Source organism: Shewanella indica (genome assembly GCF_002836975.1).
Taxonomy (GTDB): Bacteria; Pseudomonadota; Gammaproteobacteria; order Enterobacterales; family Shewanellaceae; genus Shewanella; species Shewanella indica.
The window spans coordinates 25,916-41,750 of record NZ_NIJK01000029.1 but is presented as its reverse complement, the minus strand read 5'-3'; the positions used below and the strand labels follow the sequence as shown (position 1 = coordinate 41,750).

The following is a 15,835-nucleotide window of genomic DNA, read 5'->3' as shown; positions in this document are numbered from 1 at the left end:
GCCGAATATGGCAGCCTCTCTTGAGAATACGGGCCATAAACTGTATAGCAGTGCCGGCCCGTATCCCATGCAACTGCAACAAGGCTATCTGGGTGAAATCTATGGCATGGCGTTCTTCGAGCGCCTGGGCCGGGATTATCATTTTCAGGCAACTGAAAGCCAGTTAACAGAAATCCACTTAACTGAAAGCCACTTAATAGAAAGCCAAGCCGCATTTTCTCTACTGTTCAAGGTGGAACAATATACTGCCAAGGCTTTGCTGCAATTGCTGCCTGAACTGACGAGTCTGGATGAGGCGTTGCAGGAGCAAGTGCGCATGCAAGCGCAAAAAGAAGTGGACAGTTGGCTGAAGCTTCCCTGGCATGAGTTGCTTGCGGCGCTCAGCCTCTGGGTTGAACCTTACCAGCAAAAATATGCCAAGTGGGCGGATGATGCCGAGATCAACTCTGAGTACGGCGCTGCCTTTCGTCTATTGGAGCGGCATGAAACCGCCATCTATCGCTATCTGCAGGCGCTTGAGCGCGGTGACAAGCGTTCAGCGTTAAGCCTGGAGTGTTTTCTTGGAGCTCTTTAGTTGAAAGAGCTCTTCAAGCGAGGGAGTTACTGAAAGGTATAGAGCAGGTTGAAGGTGGTGATGGTATCTGTCTGTCTACTGCCTTCCGGCACCACTTCTGTATATTTGACGTTAAAGCCTATTTTGAAGGCCCAGTCCTGAAACAGGGTATTTTTATAGCCCATGTCCAGCGCCAGGGTGTTGTTGTTTTCGCCCACCTCGGCGGTCAGGTCGGCAGTGAAACTGGTGTATTCGTGGATTTTCTGCTCGAACTTGGCCGCGGTTCGCAGGATCACATCCTTTTCGGCCACAGGGTCCGGAGCGGCATCGGTTTCCTTGGGCATGTTGTATCGGTAACCCGGGCCGACTTCGAAGCTCAACTTGGTACGACGGGTACTGATGGCATCGAAACCATAACCACTGGACGCGGTATAAATTTCTGTGTAAGAACCGAACTTGTCCCAGATAAATTCGCCGCGGCCGAAGATATAGCCGCCGTTGAGTTTGTAGTTGGACTGCAGTTGCAGATTGTACTTCTCGGCAGTGGTTTTTTCAGAGTCAGAGGCGAAATAGGCCTTGAGGGTTCCTTCCTGTTTGGCGTTTTCCGTGTCGTAAACCAACTTGGTGCGACCATTGAAACTGCTTGAGTCTGTGTTACCAGTGTTGAGCTGAAAGCCGGCCTCAATCTCAGCGGTGAAGTCGCTCGGAGGCTCGCGATAATCCGGAGGCACCAAGGCCCACGCCGAAGTCGGTAGCGCAAACAATAACGCCAATACAGAGGATCTTGTCATTATTCTTGTGTCTTTTGCTGTCACTGCCATAAATTTAGCGTCACATAATACCTGCTGATGGGGCCGAGGCAAAGTTATTGCTTGAATTTACCGCGGCCTTTATGTACTATTTCGCGCCTAATTCAGTCACATTAATTTTCGTTCCTTGCCTCCATTTGGTCTGACTGAGCCAACCACGAGGCTAGATAACCGTAAGGAGCACTAAATGCGTCATTACGAAATCGTATTTATGGTTCACCCTGATCAGAGTGAACAAGTACCAGGTATGATTGAGCGCTACACAGGTGTTATCACCGAAGCTGGCGGTCAAATCCATCGTTTGGAAGACTGGGGTCGTCGCCAACTGGCTTACCCAATCCAGGATCTGCACAAGGCTCACTATGTTCTGATGAACGTTGAGACCACTGCAGAGTCTGTTGAAGAGCTGGAAACTGCTTTCCGTTTCAACGACGCCGTTCTGCGTAGCCTGGTGATGCGCACTAAAGCTGCCATCACTGAAGCATCTCCAATGGCCAAAGCTAAAGACGAGCGCGATTCACGTCGCAGCGCCGTTAGCGAAAAAGCTGCTGAAGAAACCCAAGAAAACGCTGAAGCAAGCGCTGAGTAAGTTTTTCTGTGACCACCAATCACTTGGTGTTGTCCGGTACCGTCATTCGGTCCAGACACTTTGATAGCCCGGCTGGAATACCTCACACGGTACTTCAACTGGAACACAGGTCGCAGCGTTTCGAGGCCGATTTGCCCAGAAACGTCTACTGCCAACTTCAAGTGATATTGAGTGGTGAACGCTTCAAGAGCGTAGCAGACAAGCTGAAAGCGGGTGTGGATATCCAAGTCAGTGGTTTTCTGGCTCTACAACAGAGTCGCAATGGCCAAAGCCGACTGGTGTTACACGCCGAAAATGTCGAATTGAAAAATTAGGAGACTGTCAAATGGCACGTTATTTCCGTCGTCGTAAGTTCTGCCGTTTCACTGCTGAAGGTGTTACGGAGATCGATTACAAAGATATCGCTACTCTGAAAAACTACATCACAGAAAGCGGTAAGATTGTTCCAAGCCGTATCACTGGTACTTCTGCCAAGTATCAGCGTCAACTGGCTCGCGCTATCAAGCGTGCTCGTTATCTGTCACTGCTGCCATACACTGATCTGCATCAGTAATCGGCACTGTTCTAGCTAGAGGAATTGATAATGAACGTTATTCTGCTTGATAAAATCGCAAACCTGGGCAACCTGGGTGACCAGGTATCAGTTAAGGCCGGTTACGCTCGTAACTACCTGCTGCCAAAAGGCAAAGCTGTTGTTGCCAACGCTGAGAACGTAAAAGTTTTCGAAGCTCGTCGTGCTGAGCTGGAAGCCAAACTGGCTGCCGACCTGGCCGCTGCCACTGCTCGTGCAGAGCAGATCTCTGCTCTGGAAGCGGTTGTTATCGCTTCTAAAGCCGGTGACGAAGGCAAGCTGTTCGGTTCTATCGGTACCCGTGACATCGCTGATGCAGTAACTGCTGCCGGCGTTGAACTGGCCAAAGCCGAAGTACGTCTGCCACTGGGCGCTCTGCGCACTACTGGCGACTTCGAAGTTGAAGTTCAGCTGCACACTGAAGTAAAAGCGGTAGTTAAAGTAACTGTTGTTGCTGAAGCTTAATCCCGGCTTTTACTAGAAAAACACCGCCTTCGGGCGGTGTTTTTTTATGCCTGTTTGGTCGCTGAGTGCCTCGGGGGCCCCCCTTTCTTCTTTGCCTGCGAATGCCCAAATCAAGCATCTATTACCAGCACACCTTCACTACTATATAGTCGCTTGTTCACGTCGCTATTACAGCGGCATTGATTGAAGATTTGTTATCTCTGGTAGAAGCGCTGCTGACTTGATTGGCGATGACTACAGAGACGAAAACACCCGCCGGGGCGGGTGTTTTCAGGGGTATTGCAGATTAGTGGCTATCAGTTGCGCACCAGTTCCAGCTCTTTGAGCAGGTTGTCGGCATGATCTACTTCATCCATCATCCACAGAATGTAGCGGATATCCACGTGTACGGCGCGGGTGATGGTGGGGTTGAAGTACCAATCTTTGGTGATGGCTTCATAGGTGGAGTCAAAGTTGAGACCAACCAGCTCGCCCTTGCCGTTAAACACAGGGGAGCCTGAATTGCCTCCTGTGGTATCTACGCTGGAGAGGAAGTTAACCGGTACAGAGTTGAACTCGGCCGGGTTATCCAGGCAGGAGAACAGGCGGCACAACCAGCTGCGGGGATCCTGATACAAGTGCTGCACCTTATGCTCGCCCAGTCGTCCCTGCTTGATGGCATCCAGCAGCTTTTGCGGTGCATTGTAGGGCTCGACACCTGTGTGCTTGGCAACTATCCCTTCCAGCTTGGTAAAAGGTTGCTTGTAGAGCGCATCACGGGACTGATAGCCATCGACCATACCATAGCTGATCCTTAAGGTGCCGTTGGCATCCGGATAGACAGGCTTACCCATGGCCTTGTTATAGGCGATGATCGCCTTCATGTAGGCGGGGCGGGCGATGGACAGCTTACCGGCCAGTTCCTTGTCGGCTTTTTCCTGCGCCATATTGGTGTCGTACAGGGCTACTGCCATACGAATGAAGGGATCGCTGCTGCTCTCGAAAGCTTCTGGCTTGGCCTGCATCCAGTCGAGGCGTTTTTCTGGGTCGGTCAGCTCGGTCAGGGCATACATGCCTTCGAGCTTGTCGCCCAGGCTGATGCCTTGCTCGGGTGTCAGCAACTGATCCATCACGGCGACCCGGTTATCCTGCGCCAGGTAGGCGTCGATATCCATCTGCCATAGTGTCTTGTCGACGCTGATATCGAAGCTGGAATCAAGTCGCTTGAGACGGGCAGCGAACATCTTCATGTCACGTTCTTGATAACCCGCTTCGCGCTCGGCATCCGGCTTTTGGTTTTCTTTGGCCAGGCGATAAAGCTGCTTGGCGGCGCCGAGCAGAGCACTGGATTGAGCGTTGTCAAAATAGTAGCTCTGCTGATACTTGTGCTGTTGCTCGGCCAGCAGTTGTTCGAGCTCACTCAGTTGCGCCATCAGCGGCTGTGCGTCTTTATCTTTGGCCAGCCAGTCGCGGAAGGCATTTTCCTCGACCTGCTTGATGGCGGCGATGTCAGTGGCGTGGAAGCCATCCAATAAGCCGTTGAGTTTTTTCATCCGGTTGGCCATGCCGGCCAGAGTCCCGGCATACTTGATGGCGATATCCTTGTCGGAAGCGCCCATGCCCTCAATGGTGTCGATTTTGGCCTGATAGCGGGCGGCTTGGGTCGGATAGAGCCAGTCGCTGGCGAATCTCAGCTCTGAGGTCAGGCGGTAGCGGCTGGTTGAACCCGGGTAACCGGCCACAAACACGCCATCACCGGCCTTAACGCCATCGGCATTGACCTTGAGGAAGCTCTTGGGCTGATAAGGCACGTTATCCTCGGCATAGGCTGCCGGTTTGCCATCCTTGCCGACATAAGCCCTGAGGAAGGTAAAGTCGCCGCTGTGACGAGGGTATTCATAGTTATCTATGTCGCCACCGAAACCGCCAACACTCTCGGGTGGCGCATAAACCAGGCGCACATCGCGAATAATCAGCTGTTTGATCAGGTAGTATTCAAGTCCATTGTGGAAACTACGTACTGAGCAGCGGTAGTTGTCGTCGGCTTCACACTCTTTGACCACCGCCTTGCTGTTGGCCTGGATGGCTTCATAACGCGCCAGTGGCTCGCTCGGCAGGTTGACCGTTATTTTATCTGTGACATCTGTGACCGCCTCGGTGACATAGAGGCGCTCGTTGGGACCGGCCGAAGGCTCCAGGCGTTGTTCTTTGGCCAAAAAGCCGTCGGCCAGATAGTTGTGTTCTTTGGTGCTGTTGTATTGGATACCCCGATAGGCACAGTGATGGTTGGTGACAACCAATCCTTGGGGTGAGACGAAACTGGCGGTACAATAGCCGAGGCCCACCACGGCGTTCATGGGGTACTTTCCGAGATCGGCCAGTTGCTCTGCCGGGATGGCGATGCCGCGCTCACTGAGCTTGTCGGCAATAGAGGGCATTTGGTAAGGTTGCCACTGCCCTTCATCGGCTATGGCGAGGCCGGAGGTCAGCGCCAAGGCTGCAGCCAATGCATTGCGCATGTTCATTCCTTATTTATTGTTAGTGTCCGTTTGGATATGAAAAACAGGTGATTGTAGGTGTAAAATTCCTGTTCTGATTGAACCGGGTTTTATATCACATTTTGCCTGATTGTTGGAGAGTTGGAGATTTATGCAACAGCAAGGTGCCTTTAAGGCCAAAGATAAGCGAAGAGACGTCCAGGTTGACGCGCTCAAGCTGCCCCCCCACTCCATTGAGGCGGAGCAATCCGTGCTCGGGGGACTAATGCTGGATGCAGAGGCCTGGGACAAGGTGTCCGAGGCCGTGGTCAGAGAAGACTTTTACTCCCGTTCCCACAGGCTGATTTTCGGTGCCATGCAAAAGCTAGTAGAAAATGGCCAACCCATAGATTTGATTACGGTTTCAGAACAACTGGAACTGACTGACGAGCTGGAAGATGCCGGTGGTTTTACCTATCTGGGTGAGATCGCCAAGAATACCCCCAGCGCCGGTAATATTCTCTCCTACGCCGAAATCGTGCGCGAGCGTGCCGTGGTGCGGGAGATGATCCGGGTGGCACATGAGATTGCCGATGCCGGTTACAACCCAGAGGGGCGGGACTCAGGCGCCTTGCTGGACTTGGCCGAAACCAAGGTGTTCAAGATAGCCGAGCAGCGCGCCAACGCCAACGAGGGCCCGGAGGGGATCAAGACCATCCTCGAAAAAACGGTCGACAAGATTGAGCAGCTGTACAACAACCCGCACAACGGTGTGACCGGGGTATCCAGCGGCTTCTCCGATCTGGATAAGATGACCGCAGGTTTCCAGTCCGGTGATCTGGTTATTGTCGCGGCCCGTCCTTCCATGGGTAAGACCACCTTTGCGATGAACCTTTGTGAATACGCGGCGCTCAATGAAGACAAGCCAGTGCTTATCTTCAGTCTCGAGATGCCCTCGGAACAGATCATGATGCGTATGTTGGCGTCGCTTGGCCGGGTGGACCAGACCAAGATACGTACCGGCCAGCTGGATGATGATGATTGGGCGCGGGTGTCATCCACCATGGGGATCATGCTCGAGCAGGGCAAGATGTATATCGATGACAGCTCGGGCCTGACACCGACCGAAGTGCGCAGCAGGGCCAGGCGTATCGCCCGGGAATACGGTGGTCTGTCTATGATCATGGTCGACTACCTGCAGTTGATGCAGGTGCCGGCGTTGGCCGATAACCGGACCCTGGAAATTGCTGAAATCTCCCGCTCGCTCAAGGCTTTGGCCAAGGAGCTGGAGATCCCGGTGATCGCCCTGTCACAGCTGAACCGCTCATTGGAGCAAAGGGCCGATAAACGCCCGGTAAACTCTGACTTGCGTGAATCCGGCTCTATCGAGCAGGATGCGGACCTTATCATGTTTATTTATCGTGACGAGGTGTATAACGACGATTCGCCCGATAAAGGCACGGCAGAGATCATCATAGGTAAGCAACGTAACGGCCCCATAGGCCGGGTCAGGCTGACTTTCCAGGGGATGTTCTCCCGCTTTGACAATTACGCCGGTCCGCAATTTGAAGAGGACTAAACCTCTGCGGACGGTTTTCCCGGCGCGGCCAGAGAGCGCGCCATCCAATCCAAGATTGAAGGTAAGCTTTGAAACCCTTTCCCAGAGCAGAGATTAGCAGCCGGGCGCTGCAACATAATCTGGCCAGGCTGCGTGAGATCGCGCCCGCCAGCAAAGTTATTGCTGTCGTCAAGGCCAACGGCTATGGCCACGGCTCACTGAACGTGGCCAAGAGCCTGAGCAGTGCTGACGGCTTCGGTCTGGCGCGGCTCGAAGAAGCGTTGGAGCTCAGGGCCGGTGGCGTAACGGCCAAGCTGTTGTTGCTCGAAGGTTTTTTTCGCAGTACTGAGTTGCCTCTACTGGTTAAGCATGACATAGACACTGTGGTGCATCATGAGTCGCAGTTGCAGATGCTGGAGCAAGCCAAGCTGGATAAGCCGGTAACTGTGTGGCTCAAGGTCGACAGCGGCATGCACAGATTGGGTTTTCGCAGCGACGAGTTTAGCGAGGTGTATCAGCGGCTGCTGGATTGCCCGCAAGTGGCCAAGCCCATCAATCTGATGACCCATTTCGCCTGCGCCGATGAGCCGGACAATGACTATACCCGCAAGCAGTTGGAGCATTTCAACCAGCTCACCGCCGGGTTGGATGGCGACCGCAGTCTGGCCAACTCGGCCGGTGCCCTCTATTGGCCCAGCAGCCAGCAAAACTGGATTCGCCCGGGTATCGCCCTCTATGGGGTGTCCCCTGTTGTCGGTGACCGAGGCGCCAACCACGACCTGCAACCGGCCATGAGTCTGGTGTCACAACTGATAGCCGTGCGCGAGCACAAGGCCGGGGAGAGCGTGGGCTATGGAAGCTTTTGGCGTTCATCAAGAGATACCTGTCTCGGGGTGGTGGCTATAGGTTACGGTGACGGTTATCCCCGCAATGCCCCCGAGGGCACGCCTGTGCTGATTAATGGTCGCCGGGTGCCTGTGGTTGGCAGGGTGTCGATGGATATGCTGACTGTGGATCTGGGGCCTGATGCCCGGGACGCGGTCGGTGATGACGCCCTCTTGTGGGGGCCGGCGTTACCGGTGGAAGAGGTGGCGGCTCATATCGAAACCGTGGCCTATGAACTGGTGACCAAGTTGACTCCCAGAGTGGCTGTCTGCCTCGATTGAGTCTGAATCATGCCATTGAGTTGGCAAATAATAAAGGGCGCCTCGGCGCCCTTTGTCATTACTGTCCTTCGAAACAGATCTCTATGTAGGCCGAGCCCTTGGGAGCGACAAAAGGCATGATTATCTTCTTGCCCTGAGCCTGATGGGAAATCTTATGGCCTATGCCGGAAACCACCACAGGGGTGGCCATTTCAAACTCATAGCCCTTGTCCGACAACAGATTCTTGGCGCCGCTGGTCACCATGTTGGTGATTTCCCCCACCAGATCTGTCACTTCTTCATTGATATTGCCGGGGTTTTCTCCCAGCATATTTTGCATTATCTCCAGGATCAGCTCTTGTTCAAAGGTGATCGACAGTGATCCTTTGGTCTGTGGGCCCACCATACCGATAAGCCCGGAGACATCACCTTTGGCCAGGTTGTCTGTCTTGAGTCTGGGCTTACCCGGGGTCAACTGCATGTTGGCCATGGTGGAAACTACGTTGAGGAGTGACTGAAGAAAGGGATTGATAAAAGTGACATTCATGCCGGATTTGTTCCTCTTGCTGCCAAGGGATGCGGATAGTGCAAGGCTAATCCATAAGCGGTTTCACTCCAGCCCACTGGATCACACTCTTATTAGCTTAGAACAATGGCTTGGGCTCTGTGGCGATTTCTTGCCCGGAAAAACTGTGCCCGGCATAAAAACCGGGCACAGAACGAGCTTCAGGAGACTTTTTCGATTTTGGCCGGCAGTCCCTGGCGGGCCGAGGCGCCGCTGGCCCAATCCACCAGGGGATAGGAACCCGAGCGGCTGGGATCCAGCACGGCGAGATCGTTGAGGTTAACCCCGGCGCGGATCAGCGGGTTGGCGGCAACCTGCTTGTCATCTATGCTGAATGCCCGCGCGCCGAGCTCCTTGTGACCAAAGCCGTGTTCGATGGCGATACACTCGGGATGCACGCCGGCGACGCATTCCACCAATGCCAGCACACTGCCGTTGGGGGTGCTGATTTTCACTGTATCCCCTGTGGCTATCCCCAATCTTTGGGCCGTGTCTTTATTGATCCGCACTGGATTATTGGGGTGCACCTGTCTGAGCCTGTCAGAGCCGATACTCATGGAGCTCATGGTGTGCGACTTGTAACTCGACAGCAACATGGGCCAGGACTGGCGGTCGAAGGCTTGCCTGAGTTCTGTGCCATCGGCCAGGCGCTGACCATAACTGCGCGGACAGCCACTGAGAAACTCGCCGCTCTGGGAGTGACGGCGACTGCCCACCTGAGGGTTCCACAACATCATCGGCTTGGGCCAGACCTTGGTGGGGTTGCCTTCGGCGTCCCTGGCCTGGTTCATTGATTCGAAACGGCCGCCGCGGGCATAGAGATAAGCCACTCTCGATGCTTCCTCTTCACCGAGACGAGCCTTGAGTTCGGGAATGATCCTGGCAACCCCGGACCAATAGAGATCTTCCTTGCCTATGGCGGGGACTTTTTCTCCCAACCAGGCGACGTTGGCGGCGCCGTAGAGAGAAAAGTCGGCGGCGCGAGTCAGCGGGTGGCGTGTGCCATCATGGGCCAGCACCGCATTTTCACCGAAGCCGGGCAAGGCCAGCGCCATGGCAACCCGGGTAAGAAAGCTTTCCATGCACACGGGATCGCCATCCACTGTGTGCTCTACCCTGGGTTTGACTATCGGCCAGCGGCCGGTGGCTATCTTGGTCATGGTGCCCTGCCAGGCCGAGGTCCAGCCCCAGGACTCATAGGTGAGGGTGTCCGGCACTATATAGTCGGATAACGCCGTGGTTTCGTTGATAAAGCTATCGATACTGATAAACAGCGGCAGCACCTTGGGATCTTTGAGTTTATCGCCTATGGCGGCGCCGAGCCCGGCCTGACCATAGACAGGGTTGCCCATATGGTTGATCCAGGCCTTGAGCGAATAAGGGTAACCGTTGACCGCCGCAGTTAGATGCTCGCTCAACATGGGCGCCGAGATCGGGAACCAGGGCTCCTTTGCCGGGTAGGGCGACTCGCCGGCCTGCTGCTTGCGCTTGTATTCCGAGCTTTTTTCATAGGGGAAACGGGAGCGCGACAGGAATACTCCCTTGGGCTGCACCATGCCGTCAAACTCGGCCAGATTGTAGCGTGGGCCTTTGCCGAAGGCCGGGAAAGTACCGCCCTTGGCCAGCGCGCCGCCCTTTTGGTTGATATTGCCTATCATGGCGTTGAGCATCATGATGGCCCAGGCGGTATAGAAGCCATCACTGCTCATGGTGCCGCCGTGGCTGATCACCGCCGCCTTGCTGCCATGGCTGGTGAACTTGTTGGCCAGGGCTTCAATCTCATCGACCGGCACATCGCATTCGGCGCTGTATTGCACCAATGTCTTGAGCCGGGCCGATTCGGCCAGCAGGCTGAAACTGCTTTTGCAGGCCAGGCTCTGGCCATTTGGGCCTGTGAGTCTGCTGTCCACTTCAAGCTGCGCCTTGGGGCAGGCCTCGGCGGCCATGGGTTCACCGCTGATGGCGTCCAGCACCAGCAAGGGGTCTTCATCACCGAAGGGCTTGCCGCTGAAGGCCAACCCCAATTCGCTGGCGTGCAGATATTGGCCGTACCTCGGATGCGCCTGGTCTGAATGCACCAGGAAACCGGCATTACTGAAACCGCGGAAACCGGCGGCTTTGGCGGCCTTGGCATTGGGAGCGCTGAGAAACTCGGCGCTGTAGCGCTGATTGTCGATGATCCAGCGCAGCATAGCCATCGCCAGCGAGGCGTCTGTGGCCGGGCGGATCGGCAACCAGACATTGTCCGGCGCCGACGCCAGATTGGAGGTGTTGGGCAGCATGGGCGAAACCACAACATAGCTGAAGTTGCGGTTGTTGACCCTGGCATTGGCCATTTGCCGCGCTTGGCGCTTGAAGGGGTTGCCGGATTGCTGCGGTGAAGTGCCGATGAACAACAAGAACTCGGCATGATCCCAGTCCGGTTTCAAGTGGGCGTACTTTTTCAGATCGTCCAGCAAGGCGCCGGCACCGGCCCGATAGCTGAAGCCACAGTAAGAGCCGTGGTTGGCAAAGTTACGGGTGCCGAAGCTATTGAAGGTGAAGCGTTTTATCAGCGTGTCCCGCCCCTCATCCGAGGCGTTGCTGACCAATAGCTGATTGGCCTTGGGACCATATTCAGGGTTGGCGGGATCCAAAGGCGTGTTGAGATCGCGAATCGCCCTGAGTCCATCCACATGGCCTTCACCAAACAGATCGCCACCTTCGACAACCTCCTTGAGCAACTGCTCGAATGCTATGCTCTGCCACTGGCCCGAACCTCTGGGGCCGACCCGTTTCAGGCAGCGTGTTACCCGATAGGGGCTGTCCAGTAACTCCAGCATGGCGTTGCCGCGGGCGCAGGCGGTGGAACGCCCGGCAAGCCCCTGCTCCTGCCAGGCGCTGGTGGACACCAGGGCATCGCGCACCGGGGTGTCAAAGTCCAGGTGTTCACGGGCCGACAGCGGATGATAAGGATTACCACTGATACGGATAATGCTGTCGGTTTCATTATCGATACGGGCCCGTACCCCGCACTTGGTCCAGCAGCCGAAACACATGGTGTTGGCCAGGTGCTGGTTGTCATTGGCGCTCAGTTGGCCGCTATTCAGGTCAACCCTGAGCTCAGGTGCCAGCGAGTTGCCATGAATCGCTTCTTGGGTATTTTTGCCCGAGCTGCCATTGACCAGGCCCTTGCCCAACTGGGTCAGGGTGTGGCTGTAGCCTGCAACAAACAGTCCGGTACCACCTGTGATGGCAGCCCCTTTGATAAAACGGCGTTTACTCTTGTCCATTATGCGGCTCCTTTCAGTCCGGTGGCAGACTGACGTATCAGTTCGGAAATCAGGGTGATCAGGGCCAGCCATAGGCCAAAGGTACCCAGGATCCCCAGCAGCCCCTGTGGGCCCCAGGGCAGTTCATAGAAGTAGGTGCCGGCGCCATACTTGGGATCCGTCTGTGCCTGGATAAGCACCAGCCAGCGAAAGCCCCAAGCCAGGTGGATGGCGGCAAAGCTGCCAAACAGCAAGGCCCAGCGGGGCAGATGTCTGAAGGCCAGCAGCAGAGCCAACAAGGCCAGGGTTGCCAGCACCCAGATAGCGGCCAGTTGCCAACTGGGGCTGTCGCCGAGCAGTAATCTGGCTTCATTGGCGCTGTTGCCGCCACTGAGGGCCCAGCCGATAAGCAACAGGGCAAACAGGGCGAAGGAGCCACGCAGCCAGAGCAGCAGCTGTTTGTCGGTCTCCTGCTTATGGCCATTGAACAGGCGGTTGAGCCAAATCAGCATGCCGCTGCCGGCGGCCAGGGCACTGGCGGCGAACAGGGGCGGCAGCCAGTAGCTGTGCCACAGTGGCCTGGCCTTGATGGCCATGGTTTCCATGCCGGTGTAGAGGGCGATACTCAGGCCGCTGAGCAGGGCAACCCAGGCCATCGGCTTGAGCCAGGGCTCACCTTGCCAGTTCCCCAGGCGTAACCAGTATCCCAGGCGGCTCCAGCCATCTTTGGGCTGAGTCGGAAGGGAAGGGCGCAGCAAGAGGTAGGCAAAGGCCAGCGCCGCTGTCATAAACAGCGGCAGTAACCAGGCGCCATACCACATCCAGGAATCCGGTCTGAGCTGCATATAGAAGTGCCAGGCGCGGGCGGGTTGGTGCAGATCGGCCAAGAGTGCCACAGGTGCCACTATGGCGGTGCTGAGGATCAGGCTGCCGCAGAGTGTCAGCAGGCGCTTATCCTTGGCGCCGGGGCGGATAATGGTCAGCGCCGCAATCCACACCGCGGAATAGGCCAGTCCCATCATAAAGAAGTATTGCACCGCCCAGGGTAACCAGGTGATGGCGATATCCGGGGTCAAGATCTCTTTAATGTCCATGGTGCAACTCCTCTCCAGTGGCGGTCATCAGGCTGCGAACCGGCGCTTCGCCGCGGATCCTTTCTTCAAATGCGGCTGTCATCCCCAGATAGAATACGCAGGGCGAGGTTTCGGCCGAGGGCTTGAGTACCTTGATCTCGTCTCTGTGCTCGGCCAGCATGCGACTGATTTGGCTGCCGGGATCGTTGAGATCGCCGATGATCCTGGCCTCACCGACACAGGTTTCGACGCAGGCCGGTAGCAAGCCCGCTTCCAGCCGATGGGCGCAGAAGGTGCACTTGTCGGCGGTGTTGGTGTCATGGTTGATAAAGCGCGCATCGTAGGGACAGGCCTGGACACAGTAGCCGCAGCCGACACACCAGTGGCTGTCGACTACCACTATGCCGTCCTGGCGCTGGAATGTGGCGCCTGTGGGGCAAACCGGGATGCAGGGTGGGTTTTCGCAGTGATTGCAGAGCCTGGGCAGCATCATAAAGGCGCTTTCCTGCCCTTGGGTCACTTCATACTGGTTGACTGTGGTACGAAACTGCCCCAATGGGGGTTGATTTTCTATGGTGCAGGCGACAGTACAAGCCTGGCAACCGACGCAGCGGCGCAGGTCGATCAGCATGCCATAGCGTTTGCCACTGGTTGCCTGGGGCTTGGCGGTCGATGCCTGGGCGACGGGCAAAAACGCAGCTCCGGCGCTGATGGCGGCGATTTGCCCCAGTAGTTGACGTTTACTCTTGTCCATACAGACTCCTGAGTCTTGCGGTGATTGGAAACCCACCGGGCTCCTGTTGCCTGTATTCTCGGCAACTGGCGCCCCTGGTCTCTATAGTGGTTTTCCACATATCGGGGCCGCTATTGATCCAGCGCAAGAAATTGAGGCTAGAATGGCGGGCAGACTGATGCTGACCCTGCCGCTTGTGGCCGCAACATTTCCTAACCGGAGCCAAAACCAAGAGATGAGAACCCTGTATCTACTGTGTTATCTGTTTGCGACTGTACTGCTCGGCCATTGGCCGTCAGCTGCGGCAGCGACTGAGCCTTTGCCGCTATCAGGCCCAGCCATGACAAGCGGAGCGCTGACCGATAAGGCGGTGGTGGATATAGGTGTGTTGGCTACCCGGGGCTACAGCGACAGCATCAACCGTTGGCAACCCACCATGAATTGGCTCGAGCAGCAGATCCCGGGATATTACTTTCGCCTGCACCCCTTGACGCTGGAGCAGCTGTCGCAGGCGGTGGCTGCTCAGGAGCTGGACTTTGTGATCACCAATCCGGGCCAATCTGTGCTGTTGGCGCGGCAGTATTCCTTAAGCTGGCTGGCAACCCTCAAGAGCCGCCTCAATGCCGGTGAGCCGATGCAGGTGGGTTCGGCGCTGGTGGTAAGAAGCGAGTCCAGCTTGCAACATCTGCAAGATCTCAGGCACAAGCGTCTGGGGATAGTCTCGACCCAGGCCTTCGGCGGCTACCTGACCTTGGTGTATGAAGCGCGGCTCAAGCAGATTGATCTGCCAAGCTATGTGGCCGAGATCCAATCTTTGGGATTCCCGCTGGATAATCTGCTCTATCGCCTGCGCGATGGCAGCATAGACGCCGCCGTGGTGCCAGTCTGCCAGTTGGAGCAGATGGCGGCGGAGGGGCTTATCGATGCCGGGCACTATCGGGTGCTGGACAACCAGGCGCCGGCAGGGTTTGCCTGCGAGGTGTCGACCCGCCTCTATCCCAACTGGTCCATGGCCAAGACCAGCCGTGCCGGTCAGGGGCTGGCCAAGCAGTTGACCCTGGCCCTATTGGCACTGCCGGAGGACAGTGAGGCGGCCAAAATGTCCGGCTCGCTGGGGTGGACCACGGCGGTCAGTCAACTGGCCATTGATAAGCTGCTCAAGGATCTGGACCTGCACCCATTGCAGGCGCCTTGGTGGCAAAGGGCGTTGCAGTGGCTCAAGGCCCACAGTCATTGGGGCTGGAGCTTGCTGGCGCTGCTGGTGCTGCTCAACGGTTATCACTTCTGGCTCGAATACAGTTTCAGTCGCCGCGGCCGGGAACTGGCCAAGGCCCAGCGGCAACTGAGTGAAAACCTCAGTCTGCTGGAACATGCCCAGCGGGCGGCGGTGGCCGGTGAACTGGGTGCCAGCCTGGCCCATGAGCTGAACCAACCTTTGGCGGCCATAGGCAACTATTGCCACGGCGCCAGTGTCAGGCTGCAACAGGGGCAACTGGACAAGTTGCCGCTGGCACTGGAGCAGATACAGGCGGAAGTGGGCCGCGCCCACGGTATCATTCAAAGGCTCAGGGGGCTTTTGAAAAAGCGCCCGCCGCAAAAACAGTTGCAGCCGTTCAGCCCCTTGCTGAGCGAGACGCTTATTCTGCTGGGGCATGAATTGGAGAAACAAGCGATCCGCGTTGATTGGCAGATTGTCGGCGAAGAAAGCCCCATGCAACTGGATACGGTCGCCATGCAGCAACTCTTGTTGAATCTGCTTAAGAATGCCATCGAAGCCTTGGCTGAAGAACCTAAAGCCGAGCGAATTATTGCGCTGCGGCTGGATTATCAATCTCAGCCCGGCAAGCTCTTGCTGGAAGTGCAGGACAATGGCCCAGGGCTTAAACAGGATGGCAAGAGCCTGATGCAGGCCTTTACCAGTACCAAGACAGATGGCCTGGGGCTGGGGCTGGTGATCTGCCGCGAAATCGCCGAGAGCCATGGCGGCAGCATCAGCCTGCTGCAGCCGCCAGAGGGCGGTTGTCTGGTCACTGTGGTGCTGGCTTAAACCCGTTTTGCCAAGGAGAA

General features: G+C 56.3%; 14 protein-coding genes. 8 read left to right on the top strand and 6 right to left on the bottom strand.

Annotation, left to right across the window (positions count from 1 at the left end; translation table 11 throughout):
- The first annotated feature begins 67 nt into the window (after window positions 1-67).
- On the top strand, window positions 68-574 hold the full coding sequence (locus CX650_RS09180) for a hypothetical protein (protein WP_157823010.1): 507 nt from the start codon (window positions 68-70) through the stop codon (window positions 572-574).
- A 26-nt stretch (window positions 575-600) separates the two neighbouring features.
- On the opposite strand, the gene CX650_RS09175 is transcribed toward CX650_RS09180, so the two are convergent.
- Window positions 601-1,344, bottom strand: a complete 744-nt coding sequence (locus CX650_RS09175; protein WP_039034472.1) for a DUF481 domain-containing protein — start codon at window positions 1,342-1,344, stop codon at window positions 601-603.
- Between the two features lie 205 nt (window positions 1,345-1,549).
- Here CX650_RS09175 and rpsF point away from each other — a divergent pair, with 205 nt between their 5' ends.
- Genes rpsF through rplI form a run of 4 tightly spaced genes read left to right on the top strand, consistent with a single transcriptional unit; the run spans window position 1,550 to window position 2,987 of the window.
- Window positions 1,550-1,951: a 30S ribosomal protein S6 gene (gene rpsF, locus CX650_RS09170; protein ID WP_025009342.1), complete on the top strand. Its 402-nt coding sequence runs from the start codon at window positions 1,550-1,552 to the stop codon at window positions 1,949-1,951.
- Window positions 1,952-1,959: 8 nt separating this feature from the next.
- Window positions 1,960-2,265, top strand: a complete 306-nt coding sequence (priB, locus tag CX650_RS09165; protein WP_028779665.1) for a primosomal replication protein N — start codon at window positions 1,960-1,962, stop codon at window positions 2,263-2,265.
- A gap of 11 nt (window positions 2,266-2,276) precedes the next feature.
- Window positions 2,277-2,504, top strand: coding sequence for a 30S ribosomal protein S18 (gene rpsR / locus CX650_RS09160; protein WP_025009344.1), 228 nt, complete (start codon window positions 2,277-2,279; stop codon window positions 2,502-2,504).
- Between the two features lie 30 nt (window positions 2,505-2,534).
- Complete coding sequence (gene rplI, locus CX650_RS09155) at window positions 2,535-2,987, top strand: 50S ribosomal protein L9 (protein WP_025009345.1); 453 nt, start codon at window positions 2,535-2,537, stop codon at window positions 2,985-2,987.
- 296 nt (window positions 2,988-3,283) lie between these two features.
- On the opposite strand, the gene CX650_RS09150 is transcribed toward rplI, so the two are convergent.
- Complete coding sequence (locus CX650_RS09150; RefSeq protein ID WP_101095631.1) at window positions 3,284-5,485, bottom strand: S46 family peptidase; 2,202 nt, start codon at window positions 5,483-5,485, stop codon at window positions 3,284-3,286.
- 130 nt (window positions 5,486-5,615) lie between these two features.
- Here CX650_RS09150 and dnaB point away from each other — a divergent pair, with 130 nt between their 5' ends.
- Both dnaB and alr read left to right on the top strand, forming a co-directional pair.
- The gene (gene dnaB / locus CX650_RS09145; RefSeq protein ID WP_101095630.1) at window positions 5,616-7,022 is read left to right on the top strand and encodes a replicative DNA helicase; all 1,407 of its coding nucleotides are present in this window, start codon (window positions 5,616-5,618) and stop codon (window positions 7,020-7,022) included.
- A 68-nt stretch (window positions 7,023-7,090) separates the two neighbouring features.
- Window positions 7,091-8,167: an alanine racemase gene (gene alr / locus CX650_RS09140; RefSeq protein WP_101095629.1), complete on the top strand. Its 1,077-nt coding sequence runs from the start codon at window positions 7,091-7,093 to the stop codon at window positions 8,165-8,167.
- A gap of 58 nt (window positions 8,168-8,225) precedes the next feature.
- Here alr and CX650_RS09135 read toward each other — a convergent pair whose 3' ends face one another.
- The 4 genes from CX650_RS09135 to dsrO all read right to left on the bottom strand — a co-directional run bounded on the left by CX650_RS09135 (window position 8,226) and on the right by dsrO (window position 13,789).
- On the bottom strand, window positions 8,226-8,693 hold the full coding sequence (locus tag CX650_RS09135; RefSeq protein ID WP_101095628.1) for a chemotaxis protein CheX: 468 nt from the start codon (window positions 8,691-8,693) through the stop codon (window positions 8,226-8,228).
- Window positions 8,694-8,872: 179 nt separating this feature from the next.
- Window positions 8,873-11,983 (bottom strand): tetrathionate reductase subunit A, encoded by a 3,111-nt coding sequence (locus CX650_RS09130; protein ID WP_101095627.1) that lies wholly within the window; start codon window positions 11,981-11,983, stop codon window positions 8,873-8,875.
- Window positions 11,983-13,056: an NrfD/PsrC family molybdoenzyme membrane anchor subunit gene (gene nrfD, locus CX650_RS09125; RefSeq protein ID WP_101095626.1), complete on the bottom strand. Its 1,074-nt coding sequence runs from the start codon at window positions 13,054-13,056 to the stop codon at window positions 11,983-11,985. The genes CX650_RS09130 and nrfD overlap by 1 nt, the downstream gene beginning before the upstream one ends.
- Window positions 13,046-13,789 (bottom strand): sulfate reduction electron transfer complex DsrMKJOP subunit DsrO, encoded by a 744-nt coding sequence (dsrO, locus tag CX650_RS09120; RefSeq protein ID WP_039034479.1) that lies wholly within the window; start codon window positions 13,787-13,789, stop codon window positions 13,046-13,048. Before dsrO ends, nrfD begins: the two co-directional genes overlap by 11 nt.
- A 142-nt stretch (window positions 13,790-13,931) precedes the next feature.
- On the opposite strand from dsrO, the gene CX650_RS09115 reads away from it, so the two are divergent.
- Window positions 13,932-15,815 (top strand): sensor histidine kinase, encoded by a 1,884-nt coding sequence (locus CX650_RS09115; RefSeq protein WP_229799885.1) that lies wholly within the window; start codon window positions 13,932-13,934, stop codon window positions 15,813-15,815.
- Window positions 15,816-15,835: the final 20 nt, after the last annotated feature.

Coding starts and splice junctions, on each gene's coding strand:
- CX650_RS09180 (WP_157823010.1), top strand. CDS start 68: ATGCAACTGCAACAAGGCTATCTGGGTGAAATCTATGGCATGGCGTTC.
- CX650_RS09175 (WP_039034472.1), bottom strand. CDS start 1,344: ATGACAAGATCCTCTGTATTGGCGTTATTGTTTGCGCTACCGACTTCG.
- rpsF (WP_025009342.1), top strand. CDS start 1,550: ATGCGTCATTACGAAATCGTATTTATGGTTCACCCTGATCAGAGTGAA.
- rpsR (WP_025009344.1), top strand. CDS start 2,277: ATGGCACGTTATTTCCGTCGTCGTAAGTTCTGCCGTTTCACTGCTGAA.
- rplI (WP_025009345.1), top strand. CDS start 2,535: ATGAACGTTATTCTGCTTGATAAAATCGCAAACCTGGGCAACCTGGGT.
- CX650_RS09150 (WP_101095631.1), bottom strand. CDS start 5,485: ATGCGCAATGCATTGGCTGCAGCCTTGGCGCTGACCTCCGGCCTCGCC.
- dnaB (WP_101095630.1), top strand. CDS start 5,616: ATGCAACAGCAAGGTGCCTTTAAGGCCAAAGATAAGCGAAGAGACGTC.
- CX650_RS09135 (WP_101095628.1), bottom strand. CDS start 8,693: ATGAATGTCACTTTTATCAATCCCTTTCTTCAGTCACTCCTCAACGTA.
- CX650_RS09130 (WP_101095627.1), bottom strand. CDS start 11,983: ATGGACAAGAGTAAACGCCGTTTTATCAAAGGGGCTGCCATCACAGGT.
- nrfD (WP_101095626.1), bottom strand. CDS start 13,056: ATGGACATTAAAGAGATCTTGACCCCGGATATCGCCATCACCTGGTTA.
- dsrO (WP_039034479.1), bottom strand. CDS start 13,789: ATGGACAAGAGTAAACGTCAACTACTGGGGCAAATCGCCGCCATCAGC.
- CX650_RS09115 (WP_229799885.1), top strand. CDS start 13,932: ATGGCGGGCAGACTGATGCTGACCCTGCCGCTTGTGGCCGCAACATTT.